The organism is Dictyobacter arantiisoli, assembly GCF_008326305.1.
GTDB lineage: Bacteria > Chloroflexota > Ktedonobacteria > Ktedonobacterales > Ktedonobacteraceae > Dictyobacter > Dictyobacter arantiisoli.
In genome coordinates, this window is sequence record NZ_BIXY01000003.1 from 1 (window position 1) to 15,470 (window position 15,470).

At 49.0% G+C, this 15,470-nt stretch carries 10 protein-coding genes; 4 read left to right on the top strand and 6 right to left on the bottom strand.

Annotated features, from left to right (window positions below):
- Positions 1–364 precede the first annotated feature (364 nt).
- Both F1593_RS01665 and F1593_RS01670 read left to right on the top strand, forming a co-directional pair.
- Positions 365–1,153 (top strand): COG4280 domain-containing protein, encoded by a 789-nt coding sequence (locus F1593_RS01665; protein WP_149399695.1) that lies wholly within the window; start codon positions 365–367, stop codon positions 1,151–1,153.
- Between the two features lie 38 nt (positions 1,154–1,191).
- A complete protein-coding gene (locus F1593_RS01670; RefSeq protein ID WP_149399697.1) occupies positions 1,192–1,404 on the top strand; it encodes a hypothetical protein in 213 nt (70 codons plus the stop codon).
- Positions 1,405–1,767: 363 nt separating this feature from the next.
- On the opposite strand, the gene F1593_RS01675 is transcribed toward F1593_RS01670, so the two are convergent.
- Together F1593_RS01675 and F1593_RS01680 are read right to left on the bottom strand one after the other, a co-directional pair.
- Entirely contained in the window at positions 1,768–2,388 is a 621-nt protein-coding gene (locus F1593_RS01675; RefSeq protein ID WP_149399699.1) for a Chromate resistance protein ChrB, read from the bottom strand.
- Positions 2,389–2,573: 185 nt separating this feature from the next.
- Positions 2,574–3,500 (bottom strand): serine hydrolase, encoded by a 927-nt coding sequence (locus F1593_RS01680; protein ID WP_149399701.1) that lies wholly within the window; start codon positions 3,498–3,500, stop codon positions 2,574–2,576.
- A gap of 251 nt (positions 3,501–3,751) precedes the next feature.
- On the opposite strand from F1593_RS01680, the gene F1593_RS01685 reads away from it, so the two are divergent.
- On the top strand, positions 3,752–4,663 hold the full coding sequence (locus F1593_RS01685; RefSeq protein ID WP_172631786.1) for a DUF2785 domain-containing protein: 912 nt from the start codon (positions 3,752–3,754) through the stop codon (positions 4,661–4,663).
- An 80-nt stretch (positions 4,664–4,743) separates the two neighbouring features.
- Here F1593_RS01685 and F1593_RS01690 read toward each other — a convergent pair whose 3' ends face one another.
- From F1593_RS01690 to F1593_RS01705, 4 genes are all read right to left on the bottom strand, one after another.
- Positions 4,744–6,696, bottom strand: coding sequence for a primary-amine oxidase (locus tag F1593_RS01690; protein ID WP_149399705.1), 1,953 nt, complete (start codon positions 6,694–6,696; stop codon positions 4,744–4,746).
- A 22-nt stretch (positions 6,697–6,718) separates the two neighbouring features.
- Positions 6,719–8,395 carry an APC family permease gene (locus F1593_RS01695; RefSeq protein WP_149399707.1) on the bottom strand — a complete coding sequence of 559 codons (1,677 nt, stop codon included), beginning with the start codon at positions 8,393–8,395 and terminating at the stop codon, positions 6,719–6,721.
- Between the two features lie 469 nt (positions 8,396–8,864).
- Positions 8,865–10,850 carry a tetratricopeptide repeat protein gene (locus F1593_RS01700; RefSeq protein WP_149399709.1) on the bottom strand — a complete coding sequence of 662 codons (1,986 nt, stop codon included), beginning with the start codon at positions 10,848–10,850 and terminating at the stop codon, positions 8,865–8,867.
- Positions 10,851–11,402: 552 nt separating this feature from the next.
- Entirely contained in the window at positions 11,403–13,277 is a 1,875-nt protein-coding gene (locus F1593_RS01705; RefSeq protein WP_149399711.1) for a pilus assembly protein, read from the bottom strand.
- A gap of 514 nt (positions 13,278–13,791) precedes the next feature.
- Here F1593_RS01705 and F1593_RS01710 point away from each other — a divergent pair.
- Positions 13,792–15,435, top strand: coding sequence for a hypothetical protein (locus tag F1593_RS01710; RefSeq protein ID WP_149399714.1), 1,644 nt, complete (start codon positions 13,792–13,794; stop codon positions 15,433–15,435).
- Positions 15,436–15,470 lie beyond the last annotated feature (35 nt).

The window sequence follows — 15,470 nt, forward strand, 5'->3', positions numbered from 1 at the left end:
GGAAAGAAGCTAAAAGAAACCATCGTACCATTATATCGACTTCGTTGGGCCTTGAGCCGGCTCTGGATTGAGCATCATCCATTCTTTTCTCTTGCTTTTTCTACCACCCCGAATTGTTCGAACATCGGTTCGAACAATTCGGGGTGACCCGTGTAGTATATTATTGCAGAACGAAGAAGGATGCAGGCGCTGATGCGTCTGCATCCTTCTTCGTTCTGCAATGTATGGATAAAGATTATCGGAGCCTTATATTTTTGTTAAAAAATTGCGTGCTTGTTAAAAGTCACACTTGTTACATTGTGTATGTGTTACAATATGGGAATGGAATAATAGCTTTAGCGCGGATTGTGAAGGAGTTTTTTTTATGGAATGGGCCGTTACGCTCTCTTCTTTTATGGCTTCGGCTGTGGAGTTTGTTGAGGCTTTTACAATTGTGCTGGTGGTTGGGGTGACGATTAATTGGCGAAGTTCTATTGTCGGTGCGTTGGCCGCTGCGGCCTGCCTGGCTGTTATTGTAGCTGTGTTTGGTGTAGCAATTGTCCAATATGTTCCTCTGGAGCTATTACGCATTGTGGTTGGCGTAATCCTGGTGCTCTTTGGCTTGAAATGGCTTAAGAAAGCTTTGTTGCGCTATAGTGGCCTGAAGTCTCTGCACGATGAAGAGGCAATTTATGAGGAGACGATGGCGCAGTTGAAGGCGAGTGGGGATGTCTCTTTTTCTAAGAAGCTGCAACCGGCTGCGGTGGCGATGTCGTTTAAGTCAGTGTTATTGGAAGGACTGGAAGTGGCCTTTATTGTGATCACTTTCGGTAGTAGCTCGGCGGTAAAATCGACGACTGGTCTGGGCGGCATCGGTTCCGCTACGGTGGGCGCGGTAGTGGCAGGGCTACTGGTTATTCTGCTTGGTTTTCTGGTGCGTGCTCCTCTGACCAAAGTTCCCGAAAATAGTTTAAAGTTTGTGGTTGGTATTATGCTGACAACCTTTGGCACTTTCTGGGCTGTCGAGGGATTTGGCGGTTCGTGGCCGCTGTCAGATGGCTTCCTGCCTATCCTGGCTGCGATCTATCTGCTTATCAACGTTTTGATCGTGCTCTGGCTGAAATCGACAAAGCAGCGTACCACCTCATCGGCCGCGACGGCACCTCGTTCTTAATCAGTAAGTTCAGGAATTGGAAAGGAACAGGATAAGCTATGAAACCTATTAAGGCTGTCTATTACTTTATTGTTGGCGATATGATTATCCTCATCGGTATCTTGATCGCTGTGGTGCTTTTGCTCCTGATTGATAATGTAGGGGCGCTCACTTCTTTACGCAGTATATCCGCGCCTCTCTTTGTGATAATCACGGTCATTAGCCTGGTTGCCACATTGGCACGAGAGGCCTATAGCAGCAAACGCCATTAAACAGTGCTGGCTCTGGCAATCATCAACATGAAGGTTGGCAGAGCGCTCTATCAAAGTGTTTGATTCCCATTGTCTTCGCCATCCTGGCGCATGAGTTTTCGCACCAATGGTGCTCAAACAGATTTTTATTATGTGATGTAGAAAAGGTTCTTCGAACCTTTTCTACATCACATAATAAAAAGGGCGCAGGCGCGCCTGCGCCTGCCAGCAGGTATCCCGATGGTGATGGGAATCAAACACTCTCTATGCTCGACTTTGTACATTTTTAGGCTTTTGAGCTTGCGAAAAAGGGTGAGTGTGACGCATTTTCGAGCTCACGTTTTCAAAAATGTACAAAGTCGAGCTATGAAAGTGTGTGGTGGATTATGAGGAGTGGCGGCGCTCTAATCTGCGGGGATGCAGGTGGTTCTTCTTTTCGCTGCTCTCTGGACTGGTAGAGGATTCATCGGCCTCCTGCGTTAAGAAGACTTTCTCTTCAAATGTTTCTAGCAGCTTTTCACAGGCCTCGATACTCTTCTTTGCGTCGTCACTCTGTCCAGCGCCAAACCAGTCGCGTTCAAAGACGCGCTCGTACCAGCGTTGGATTTTATCCAGCTCCTGATGAATCTCTTCGGCTTCGGCATAGGTGAAGTTTTCGCGGAACGTCTCAAACTCGATCTCTTTTTTGAAATTGACCTCACAATTTTCGATGATCTCATCATATTGCAGATTAGCCTGGGCGATAAAGCCATCGATAATCTTGGTCTCTTCCTCCTCGGAGAGCGTGGTAAGCGGCAGGAGATGATAGGTTCCGTTGAGTTCATCGATGCGCTCAGTGATCTTTTGTAGCGCGGCCAGCAGGGCTTCGGTATGGGGAAAGACACAGACGCTTTGTTGCAGGTAGAGGCCCCCCAGGCGCTTCAGCTCACGCCAGATACCCACGCGGGCCGCTGAAGGTTGGCTCGGCACCTGATAAATCAAAAGTAGATATTTATGTGGGATCATTTAGCTCTTCCAATCAATCTGCATGATAGTGTAAGGAGAATAGGCATTGTATATAAATTTAACAGATATCCATTGTATTTTACCACAAAGGGATAACCCCATCCTTGCGGTGGGGTTATCCCTTTATGAATGACTATGTCCTTATAGTGAGATCGTCTTTATCGATCTATCCTACGATGTGTGGTCTAGGCCAGAAGATGGGTGGCTATATTTTGACAGACCTGTTCGAGAATGGATTGTCCTGCCGCCATGCTTGGGTTTTCCTGTGTATAGACAGAAACGATATAGCTTTGGTTGCCACGGTTGACAATACCTGATGTGTTGACGGCCCACAGATTGTCTGGTCCGGGTACCCAGCCATTTTTCATGGCAACACTGGTTCCGGCGGGCGTGGTATCTCCAACGCCGAAGCGCTGATCGGATTCAACACTGCTCATCAAATTCAGTGCCAGGGTGCGATGGTTGGCGTTTACGGCGCTCCCATTCTGTAAACGTGTCAGCAGGTCTACCATGCCTTGTGGTGTCATGGTGCTATAGCCCCAGGCATTGTCATTTGGAGTAAAGCCTGCTACTCCAATGCTCTGCAAATAATTAGCGATTGCTGCGCCGTGTCCAATTTCATTATAAAGTGCTGTTGCGGAATCATTATTTGAATTTTCAATCATGGTGGTTAATAGTGAGAGTTCATTCGCATTTGGCTCGCGGCCCTGTTGTTCCATTGAATGCAGAAATGTCAACATAATCGGCACTTTCATCGAGCTTGCCATGATATATGCATTGGAACCATTATATGAATAGTATTGCTGACGGTTGATATCATAGACTACGGCACCGACGTTTCCACCATGGCTGGCAAGATTGCTTGCGATATCTGGTGCCAGAGCATCGAAGCCCGTTGATGCATTGGTAGCACTGATTTGACGGCTGTTCGCATGAGCGATCACGCTCATCGAGAGCGATCCAATCCCGACCATCACGGCGAGTAGCATGCTAATAACTACTTTTGTGGTATAGAAAAAGCGAGGTGTGCTTGCCTGTGCCCGGTTGGCTGACTGCGTTGTTGTAACTACATCTACGGATGTACTGCTAGAATGGTGTGTATCCTGTTTCATAACCCCCCTCAATCTCACATCTGGCCGGTCCTTGCTTACCAGTTTGCAGTAAGATGCTCAAAAAATTGGTAAGAAATGCTAAGCAATTTGCGAGTATTATAGCGTGCTCGGGTTTATTCTGGGGGCGGAATGGATCACATTAATCTCTCAATGGAAGAGATGCGTCGGTATTGACTGGTTGTGAAGAGGATGCGGTTGCTGGCTGGCTGAATATGATAAGCTGATACTAAAACATGCCCACGAGGATGAATATGGACAAAGCTTTCTGGCGTTCTATCGCTATTGATCACTATCGCGTTCCCGCCGGTTATCAGCTTGAACCGCTGACCGACGAGCTATTGCACACACTGGGTGCTAGCGATCCCGAGCGGCGCGACTACTATATCTACACCACTCTGGAGAATTGGATCAAGCAGGGGCTTTATACGCCTGAGCAACTGCGAGCTATGATTGTGCAACTGTTGGCGAATATCAAGCTGAAGTTGGGAGAGCAGGGCGACGATACGGTCCTGTTGCGTTCATTCTCCGCCTTAACCCTATCTGAAGTAATTAAATATGATAACGCGCATCCTTTCTTAACAGAATCTGAAGTGCGGCAATTAGTAGAGCAGAGCATCAACTATCTGATCAAAGAACAGGATCTGCGCGGTTATGTGGCGGGAAAAGGTTGGATACACGCAGTGGCCCATGCCAGCGATCTGCTGGGTGTCCTGGCCCGCAACCGTTATGTAGATACCAATGAACTGGAAAAGATCCTCAGCGCCATTGCTGAAAAGATCACAACTCCAGTTGAGCATGTCTATATTACTGTTGAGGACGAGCGCCTCGCGCTGGCTGTGATTGCAGCCCTGACCCGTAATCACATTCAGTCCTCATTCTGGCGCTGGTGGTGTCGCCAGTTATCCGTAGTCGAGGAATCCTTAAATTGGGAAAATATTGCGCGTTTTGCCCGTCAGGCTGACATCTGTGCCTATCACAATACACGCCTGTTCTTGCATGCGCTCTACTTTCAACTGACGCTGGCAGGCTATCAACTGGCTGGAGCGGCAGAACTCCTGGCCGCCGTCACTAACGCCATTCATCGCCTGGACGCTGGCTTCTACTCCGTAGAGGTCCTCAAAGTTGTCGATCCAGACATCGACACCGACCAACTCCGCCCATAAATTATCGATCATATGATCCCTCTCACCATGCTCACCTATTAGCCAACATCCACGTTGGAGGAGGGTTTCGATCATTTTCGTCAGGCAGTGTGTGCGCAGCAGTGGCCTTGTTTGGGCTCGGATGGCGGTATGTCAAGGGCTGGATTGTGATCAAAGAAGCCGACGGGTTTGAGCATGAAGTTGATGTAGTGGGCAGGCATGACCGGCCAGTCTTCGGGACTGGGGATATGATGGATGTTCATGGTATACCATACGACGATGTCGGTGTTCTCAACCGAGCGGTCTGCCTGTGTCCAGCTGGGTAGTCCTGCCCCTCCTTTATGCTGATTGGGATATTCTCCGGCCGGGAAGCGTTCTTCGGGCTGGTAAGGTGTGACCCAGAGATGCTTTTGGATGAAACCAGCACGTTGTGCGACATACGAGTCCGGTTGGACGAAGGGAAAAGTATTGCTACCTGGCATGAGTTTGTACGCCACAGGATCTCCCAGGGCGTTGCGACTCTCTGGATTGGTGATTTTCCAGTAGCGGGCGCTATGTGGTTCGATGGTGCGCTGTGCTGCCAGCTCATGCTCCAGCAGGGTCGCCTCAGCATAGTAGGCATTGCCATGTGGATTGGCTGGTCCGCCGGGTTCGCTGACGGTATTTACCTCATAAACAGAATTGTTCAGGCCATCCACCATCATGTCCAGGCGCACATTAAAGATATGCTGGTGGATTGGCGCATACAGTTGTGGAGCAATCAATTGACCGTATTTAGACTTTACCCCTGGAGGCAGGGCTCCCGTATTCATGATACCCGTCAATTTGATCTCAAATTCAATCGTGCCGTCCTGATAGAGATACCAGAAGTAGCCATATTCGTAGTTGCCGACCGTAGCAATAAAGGAGATCACCAGGCGGCGTGAGCGCCTGACTTCGGTTTGATTGGTACGCCAGTCAACATGTTTCCAGAGAATGCCATGATCCTCCTCATGCATGCAGACAGCGTTTTTAATGGTGAATAGATTGCCGTGGCTATTGGTCATATTGGCATCAAAATAGTGGATATGACCCAGACAATCACAGCCCAGTTCCAGCGAGTTGGTAAGCATACCCAGGCCATATTCCCCGATGTCGAAGGCGTTTTTACGGTTATGTTCGCTGCCTGGATCGCCATATGGCACCACCATCTCGCCCAGGGCGGCGCGGTAGATAATCGGGCGTAGCTTTCCCTGATCTTCATAGTTTACGGTATGCAATACCAGCCCTTCGCGGGTCGTAAAGCCGATGCGCAAATGCCATTTCTCCCATTGAACGGCATAGCCATCGACGCTAAAGCTGGGACCATCCGGCTGTTGAATATCAATCGTTTTAATACTTGTGCGCAGCGGTCCCACCGCTTCCGGGGTATAGTTTCCTGGTGCTGGTGGGAGCGGCACGATTTCATTGTCCACAATGCTCACAACCTCCATCGTATTGAGATCGACAAAGGCAATCAAACCCTGTACCGGATGAGCATAACCATTGTCACCGGGCGTGGAACGCACCCACGTCAACGCTTGCGCAAGCCGTCGCTTCTCATCTTTATCCCCATAGTAACCAGCCGACCAGGGATCGACCATCAATAAATCCAAATCGGTGATGCCACGTTTACGCAACGCCTCTTGATAATTGGCATCTGTTTTGACGGCCTGTTCGCATTCAAAAAATTCGTCGAGCAGAAACGGTGGTTGCACATCAGGAATATGTTTCCAGGATGATACGTGACCCTCGCTAAGCGAGACAATAGCCTCATAGGTTGCGCCATCCAGATTATCAAGCAGTACGATCAGCGCTTCACGTGCAATGGGCGAGCCTGCTGTGAATTGTAAAACAACCTCTTTGGCTGGTTCATGTAGATTGACGGAAACAAATCTGACGCGTTGATCGAGTTGGCGTTGCTGGCGTATAATCTGGACCGCCAGCGCAACCTCTGCTCCCGAAAGTTGATCCAAAGGATGTGCCGCAACCTGTGCTGTTGCCAGGACTGGTAGCGCTTGATGAAGATCGGTCATAATGGTGCTCCCTATTTTTCGATCATACGGTTTCAGATGCCAATACTACAGTTTCTAGCGCTTCAGGATGGACATCGGTACGTATCATCAGTCCAATGGCTGAATAGCGTTCGGGGGCTCGACGAGCTACATAGTTGGCGTAGACAATCCCGATGATCAGCCAGACGACTACGAAGATGGGCAGGATATTGAGCGGAAAGGGCGTGGACGCGAAGCCCAGCCCTGTAAAGTAAGAGCCAATCGGTCCAGGGATGGCTGGCATGATAAAGGAGACCAGCGGGATCAATAAGACCAGGCTACTGAGTATGGGGGCGATGATATGGGTGAAAACACGGAAGTTCTGCCTGTCATGGCGGATAGCAAACGTGGGCGCCGCGATATTAATCGTAATGTAGACCACCACGAAGGCGATAGTCCCGATAATTGCCAGCCAGCCATACATGGCTAAGCCATCAATCTGCGTAAAGTTCTTGCCATCTCCGATACCGAATGAATAGCTATAGGCCCCGCTGGTGTTCGGCCTGGTCGATTGTAGGATAAAGGCTGAGAACAGGATTACCAGCAGCGTAAAGATGGTTTGTGTAATGATGGCGATATTGGGACTGTGATATTTGGGATGCGTCTTGCCAAAGACCTGTCCCAGAATTCCTTCTCGTCCCATCGCATAGAGATAATGGGCCATGCCATTGTGGAAGGCCAGTGCACAGGCCAGAGAACTGGTGCTGATCGCGATAATCATCAATGCTTCCAGCAGACCTCCGGTATAGGTATTGGCTAACTGATAGAAAGCAGGCGTGGTAGCGGTCAGATTGCCCAGTTGATCGATGGAATGGAGCCAGCCGAAGCCAATCGTGGCCGAGTATGAGGTCCAGGTATAGAGCAATGTCAGGATGAGGATCACTGCGAAGACGGCAAAAGGGACTGCCTTCCGTGGATTGCGTGCCTCTTCACCATAGACCGCTCCGGCTTCAAAACCAACCCAGGACCAGACACCCAGCGCCATCGCCACGCCAATGCCCAGTATGCCGCCCGGCGCCGCATTCTTTAAGTTCGCGCCAGCCGCTGTAAAGGTATGCACGACATCATGACCGGATGCGCCACCATGAATATTAATAGCGATATCCAGCACAATCAGCACGCCCATTTCAAGGATCATAAAGGGGGCCATCGCATAGACCGACCACTTGACGTCGAAATAGGAAAGGAAAAAGATCAAGGCGGCACCGATCAACGCATAGGTCACCCATCCGCCTGGCATTTGAAAATGGAGATAGGTTGCAAGTGAGCTATTTGTATAAGAACCAAAGCCGCCCAGCATCGACGCCTCAAACAGGGCATAGCCTCCCATCATCAGCCAGCCCGATTGAAATGCCATCCCTTTGCCCAGCCCATGCCGGACCCAGGTATAGAAGCCACCAGCCGAGGTCAGACGCCGTGAAAAATAGACGATTGAGGCTCCTAACAAGAGGAGCGCGATGCCTGAAAGTAAAAATACCAGCGGGGTAGCTGCTCCAGCCTGTGATGCCATCGTGGGGACATTAAAGAGCATGGCTGAAACGGGGGCGGAGCCAGCGAGACAGAAATAGAGGACACCGGGCAATCCTATCGCGTTTTTGTGCAACTTATCGACATTTGCTTGATCGACATCGATTCCTCCGGGGAGTGTACTTGCCTGGATCGGTTCTTGTTTAAGTGCCACATTTGCCTCCTTGGGTACGAATCATCAAGAGACCAGGGAATCAGGGTGTCAGTGCGCAGTGCAATTTTCCTTTGTTGCACCCTTCTTGTTACACTATCCCTATGGAACTTTTCTAGGCTTATCTATAGAATCGAGGCGGCTCTGGCACGTATTTCGTGTTCCATTTGCAACATTGCGAATTTGTAGAGTTGTGAAGAAGAGTGGGACAACGTAAGAAAAATGGATATAATCAAGATATACCATTTAGCTGGATAGAAGTCAACACAAGCTATAATAAATGTATATATTTAATATAAATGAGGCTTGAATTGTCAGCTATCAAGCCCTTTACAGGCTGCTTTCTTGCTCTTTATGGTAAACACTACATAAGTTCCTGACGCTATGAACGCAGTATTGAGGCTGCTTGAAGCGCTTTATCGTGTATGGCTGCCCTTGTCTTGATCAAATGTATTATTTGACTATGCCGAGCTTAAATGCGCTTGGCTGGGGATCGCGAAGAATATTTTTGATTGCTCTGATCGGCTGGATGTTCCCGCGCTGCCTGGTTATTCTCGCTATCCGTGAGCCGTTTATTTGTTTCGTCTTCCTTGCGGATATCGTCCAGCAGCATGAGATATTCCCTTTGCAGTTGTTGCATATTGGGATGGTGCGCGCGTGGAGACTGTTCATAGAGTGCGCGTATCTGGGCATAAAGTGGGGCTGCCTGCCTGTATTTGTGCTGCTCATAGTAGAGGTGCGCCAGGCCATACAGTGGCTGCATGAGCTCTGGATGCTTGGTACCATAGATATTTTTGCATATCTGAATGCAGAGGAGATAATATTCTTCAGCTTCTTGTTGTTTCTTCTGCTCCCGCATGATATGTCCCAGTTGTAAGCGTGGAGCAACAATTTCGAGATGCTCTGGTCCCACCAACTGTATACGGATAGTGAGGCATCGCTGTAATAATTGTTCAGCTTTTTTGTGGTTGCCTTGAGACCGGAGATAGCATGCCGCCGTATACAGTAGTTCCGCGCATATTTCAGCATAATCCACACCTGGTGGCTCGGATGAGAGCCGTTCCAGATGGTCCAGTGCTGCCAGCACATGCGGGAGCAGGCGTTCACTGAGCGCTGCAACGGTAGGTTCCCGATAATGGCTGGTTGGAAACAACTGCTGTAACGATTGCAAGATACCTTTTAGCCAGTACAGTTGTTCTTCTTTATTCAATTGTTCACGTATGATCATCTGTACCAGTCGGTGCATTTGAAAATTACGGGTATCCGTGTTGCGGTAGATGAGCGATGTAGTACGCAAGGTTGCAATAGCCGTATCTAATTGCCACATCTTGTCATGCCTATCAGGGGTGATGCGTTCAGCCAGAGAGGTATCTTGATAGAAGAGTTCCTCGGGGATGGCAGTCGCATCCAGGAAGGCACAGAGACGTAACAGATTCATCGCAATCGCCGAGCGCTGCTCTATTTTCCCCAGTATATGGGTAATCGTATGGTGAACGGAAGATTGTGCATGTTGTTCCTGTTTCAGTAAGGCTATGCCATGGTGTTGCATATATTTAATATAATCCGCCAGGCTGCATCCAGTCTCTTCAATAAATGCTCCGGCCTGCTCAATCGCCAGGGGATAGCCTGTCAGATCGCCGCTGATCTGTAATGCTAATGCTTGCTGCTTTTCTTCCGCATGGGCAAGGGTTTGACGATAATCCAGCAATTTAGCGCGCCGTAACAATAAGTGCGCGCCTTCTTCATCCGACATTTCTGTGATGTCGATACGGGAGGCAAATGGACCAGTAATCTGTTGTCTTGTCGTAATGATGACATGACCAGAAAAATCAAAGGGTAATAGCTCACGTACCAGAGTTAGATCTTCCACATGGTCGAGAATGAGTAGCCAGTTATTGTTGTCACGCATCCAATGCGTAAAAGCCATATGCACCTGTTGAGAGGTTTGTGTGGGTTGTTCTGGTAGATCGAGCAGAGAGGCGTGATTGAGTATATCTGCCGTAAGCGTGGTGGGCGTTTCTGCTTGTAGCCAGAAGATAGCAGAATAGTGATCGCGAAATCGATAGGCATATTCAAGCGCGACCTGCGATTTACCCATACCGGCCAGGCCACTAATAATTTGTACCTGTGCGCTGGCTGCCTCTTGTGTGGACTGTAACAGTGCATGATGCAATCTTTGCAGCAGTTCCTCTTGCCCGGTGAAGAAGAGATTACGTGCGAATGGTAAAGACCAGAATAAATCATCATTCCTGTTCTGTTGCTCTGGTGTTAAACCCAGTTCCAGTTCAGATAATCCAAACAGCTCACACAAGCGCGCACGAAAGTGAGGTCCAGGGAAGGACTTTCCCTGTTCCCAGCGATTGATGGTGAGACGCGTCGTGCTCAGTTCATGTGCGAGCATCTGCTGGCTCCAATTTTGTTTCTTACGCGCTTTACGCAATGCATTATTTGGCTTCATGCTAACTGCTCCCTCTACCGGAAAGGCAGAATCTGGTTTTTGTAGAAGGCTAGATTCTTAGTGCTCCTGTGACACTAATTACTATAAATGATACATTAAAAAATAAAAATATGATACCTATATCATCCAAAAATACTGTAACTACTTTACTGTTATGATACTTAAGAGGTCAAGCATGCTGAATGGATAAGTGGAGATGAAAAATCAATAGTAGATAAAGGGTTTTTTCATGAACTTATCCGGCAATAACGCTGTCCATATTTCAGGTTGAAGTGTTTATTCCAGATAGTGGGGTGGCATAGTAGCCGTATTTGCATCTTCTTATCTGCGGATCAAAATCGGCATTTACGGCTGGCATTTACGCTACTGCAGCGTTGAGACGCCAGGCAGTATGCCTGAAATAGAGTAGGCCTCTGTAAAAATGATATCGAGAGAGTCAATCATGCTAGAGGGATAAGTGAAAGCAAAAAATGAATCATAGGGCGAATAGATGTTTAAAAAGGGATCAGCACCATTGTAATGATACTGATCCCTTTTGGACTGGATGGTGGGTTAGCCTTGCAGGGAGGCGGATTCGATTTCGAGGCCCCCCCTTGCGATTGAGGTATTCTCTCCAATCAATTTCCAGTTGAGCACCAGCAGGGTACCTGGATGATTTGAGCGGAAGGTGAAGGTATAGACTGCGTTATCCGACAGATAGGAAGAACCTATCGTGTTGAGCGAACTGTCGACATAGGTCGATGCGCCCTGCATGGAGGCTGTCATCTGCCCATGACCTTCATATGCGCCGACGTAGAAGCGCAGCGTACGCCAGGAGGTACTGGCTGGCACAGTAATCGTCCAACTGTTGCCCAGGGTATGACAATAGATTGCGGATGTTGTTGTTCCGACCGCACCATCAGGATTGCCATCATTCCATCCAAAATCGATGGGCCATTTTTGGTCTGGATAGATATGTGACCCAATTGCCTCTGAGAAGTTACTGATCAATGGGGTCACGCCAGCTTTGCGGTCAACTGCGGTGTTAACACCATTCAGCCCCCAATGTATCCAGTCGAGATTGCCATAGTTGCTCAGGTTTGTAAAAATATTGTATTCCTGATAAGAGCTACTCAGGTCGGAAATCAGTGGCACGGGAGTTGGCGGCGGTGCTGCTGATGTCGTTCCACCGCTTGTCGTTGCTGGTGTTGTTGAACCGCCTGTATTTGAGCCAGGATTGTTCGAAGTGCCACCCGATCCATTGCCACCTCCGCTATGGGTAGTATTGGAGGATGAACCAGTTGGTGTGTTTCCGCTTTGTTGGTTCGGAGATTGCTGGTTGGTGGAGGCCTGGATTTGTTTACCAGATTGATGGCTGTTATGGTTTGTTGTCTGAGACTTGTGACCGCCAGTAGTGGTTGACGTGCTGAGATTGGTGATTGGATGACCCGTGGCCAGATCCCAGAATGCTACAGGTGCTGATGCTGGCACACCGCGTAGCGAGACGCTTTGCAGCGGGCTGTTGAATGGCAGTAAAGAGTAGGAAATAAGCGAGCCAATCACTGCCGCTGCTACTGCTACCTGGACTGTCAGAGTAAAACGTTTCTTGCGCATCGGTAGAAATGCTACGCCACCAGTGGTCTCAGTACTGACAAGACTTTCCATGTTACTGACCGGGGTGATTGGTCCCTGCGCCGGAGCAACACTGGCGGTTAGATTCTTGATACCGGAGAACCGCTTTTTTGTCAGGTCCGGCTGTTGCTGTAACGCCTCAATCGTAGTCTCTTCAAGTGCTAAGGGCGACTCGGATTCTTTCTGCTCACTGACATCCTGTTTCTGCTCAGTTGCTGTTTCATCTGGCTGCTCGTCAGTGATAGGATCGCCAGCGAGAATCTCAGCAGGATGCTCGTCAGTGATAGGATCGCCAGCGAGAATCTCAGCAGGATGCTCGTCAGTGATAGGATCGCCAGCGAGAATCTCAGCAGGATGCTCGTCAGTGATAGGTGCATCTGCCAGTGCTTCCGCTGTCGCATATTGCTCGGTTGCCGGGGTGCTCTGTGCCTCCCTGGTTATTGTCGCCTGTATCGTCCCATTGTGTGTGTCTGAGACATCCTGTGCAATGGGTGCAGTCAGCGGGCCTGTGATAGGGCGTTGTGTGGCCTGCGAGGTGAACAAGGATAACAAAGCATCCGTATTGCGTTGCGTAGCGGCAGGAGCAGCCTCCTGTCCCTGTGTGACGGCAAGCGCCTGTTCCTTTTGTTGCTTGCTGATCTCATCCGTGGTAGGATCCTCGGACGCGGCGGGGATTGTTGCTGTCTGCGTACCTTTGAGTATTCCGGTGGGAATATTCCCGGTCTGCTTATCCATCTCCTCAAGCAGAGCCCGTTTGGATTGGTTTCTCCGCGAGCGCGGCAGTGGAAACTCCGGTGGATGAAATGGTTGCTGCATATAACTATCCTATTTATACTCTACTTATGGGCGCGTCAATGAATAATTCTAAATATACTGCTTTTTTTGAAAATTCTCGCTATTGATAGCAGATCCATGTCAGTCCTTACTTTCGATTGAGAATGAAGCTACCTCAAAAGCATATGTTTAGCCATGGGATTATAAATACCATACCAACTATACTGTATGGGTTTTTATAGATAAATACAAGTCGAAAAGAGGGACGTTTTACCCTTGTTTTGTTGAATTTGTCCCTCTGTTCCTCTCGCTATTTCGACTCAACTGGGCCTACTATAGTAGGCAGTTATTTATAAAATTCTAGTGTGCACTGACCGCTATCACTTATAACCTCGTCTGCTATGGGACAAACCCTTTTCTTGTTGAGGATGGAGCCAGGCACGGTCGGCTCCATCCTCAACTTAAACCTCCCCGCTCTGGCGGGCAACGAATGCTAGATCAGCAATATTTTTGCTTCTTTTATTGAAAATGGACACTTGAAGGATGGATTTATTGTATGTATTCTTTTGGTAGTAACAGGCGCTTTATGCTGGTTGTTGGCATCTTTGGTGTCGCCATGCTGGTCGCTGTCATCGTGGTCTTCATTATTCCACTTTTTAGTCCTTCTGCTCCCTCTTCTTCCGCTTCTCATACTAAGAGCACTGCTCCGGCTGCTTATCAGGGAATTGCGTATCCTAAATATTCTTTTGCTCCCTATGTCGATGTCACGGCCACCAAAAATCTTTTTACTTTGATCAATGCTGCTCAGCAACAGGACAACGGCGGAACACGCTTTTTTACGCTGGCATTTGTGACTGCTACGACCAATTGTCAGGCGACATGGGAGGGTGCACAGGCGATTACCGCTAAAAGTGCGCCTTATCAGAATGAGATAAAAACGCTGCAAGCCAGCGGTGGGGATGCGATTGTTTCGTTTGGTGGACCAGTTGCGGGTGCGGGGGTAGAGCAGCAGGATCTTGCGTTGTCCTGTCATGATGTAGCCAGTTTACGCCAACAATATCAAATGGTCATTGATCAATATCGCTTGACTCATATCGATTTTGATATTGAAGCAGCATCCTTGCAAGATGATCTATCCATTGATATGCGCAATCAAGCCCTGGCCCTCTTACACTCCGGTGTAAAGGGCAAGCCTCTCTCAATATCCTATACTCTGCCAGCCACGCCTGCCGTTGGCCTGAGCCCTGCTGGCTATAATCTCTTAGCGAATGCTATGAAGAACCATGTTACCATCAGTACCGTCAATCTGCTGACAATGAATTTGTATAACAACGATATCTCCGCGCATAAGATGGGGGCGAACATTATCAAAGCGGTAGCCAGGGTCTTCAGCCAGCTTGAGAAACTGCAGCAAGATACCAATGTCATGCTCCCGGCGGGCATTGGCATTACTCCAATGCTGGGACAAAATACAGATCCGACAGAACGTTTCACGCTGGATGATGCCCAGCAGTTGCTTATCTTTTCTGAGCTGCATAAGCAAGAGATTACCCGTCTCTCGCTCTGGTCATTGCAGCGTGATCAACCCTGTACGACAGATGGCCCCTCGGATGTACATGATACCTGCAGTGGTTTGACCCAGCCATCCTATGCCTTCAACCGCTTATTGAATACTTTTACGAGCGATTCCACGGTGGCGCCAGCAGTAACGCCAACCCCGACACCATCACCGACGCCAAAGCCAAAGCCAAAGCCTACTCCCCGACCAACCCCAACGGCGTCCGCACCGTTGCCGCCGCCTGTCGTACCTACTCTACCAGTGCCAACCCCGACAACCCCACCACGGCGGGGCAATTTCGTCGCCAATCCTACTTTTAATGGTTTGACAGGGTGGGCATGCGATTCTCATGATGTGGCTCAAAACAATACCCTGCGCATCATCCCAAGTTCGAGCACCAATGGGAGTTGCTCGCAGGTTATCACAGGCTTGCAGACCAACCATACCTACACCTTGCAGGCGTATGTCAAAGGCAGTTACGCGTATTTACAGGCCAACGGACAGGTAAATTCGGCCTTTAGTACTGATTATACACTCTTACGCGTCCAATTTTCGACCCATGCATCCACCAGCGTCACGATCTCGATCATGGCTGGCTATGCCCAGCCCGAGGTTGATGTGCAGAATGTATCCCTGCAATAGCGTTTGGTGAGCCGGCTTAGCAAGAGCAATAAGCA

Bases quoted from the DNA above. Each gene is read 5' to 3' on its own strand.
- F1593_RS01665 (WP_149399695.1), top strand. From the start codon at position 365: ATGGAATGGGCCGTTACGCTCTCTTCTTTTATGGCTTCGGCTGTGGAG.
- F1593_RS01670 (WP_149399697.1), top strand. From the start codon at position 1,192: ATGAAACCTATTAAGGCTGTCTATTACTTTATTGTTGGCGATATGATT.
- F1593_RS01675 (WP_149399699.1), bottom strand. From the start codon at position 2,388: ATGATCCCACATAAATATCTACTTTTGATTTATCAGGTGCCGAGCCAA.
- F1593_RS01680 (WP_149399701.1), bottom strand. From the start codon at position 3,500: ATGAAACAGGATACACACCATTCTAGCAGTACATCCGTAGATGTAGTT.
- F1593_RS01685 (WP_172631786.1), top strand. From the start codon at position 3,752: ATGGACAAAGCTTTCTGGCGTTCTATCGCTATTGATCACTATCGCGTT.
- F1593_RS01690 (WP_149399705.1), bottom strand. From the start codon at position 6,696: ATGACCGATCTTCATCAAGCGCTACCAGTCCTGGCAACAGCACAGGTT.
- F1593_RS01700 (WP_149399709.1), bottom strand. From the start codon at position 10,850: ATGAAGCCAAATAATGCATTGCGTAAAGCGCGTAAGAAACAAAATTGG.
- F1593_RS01705 (WP_149399711.1), bottom strand. From the start codon at position 13,277: ATGCAGCAACCATTTCATCCACCGGAGTTTCCACTGCCGCGCTCGCGG.
- F1593_RS01710 (WP_149399714.1), top strand. From the start codon at position 13,792: ATGTATTCTTTTGGTAGTAACAGGCGCTTTATGCTGGTTGTTGGCATC.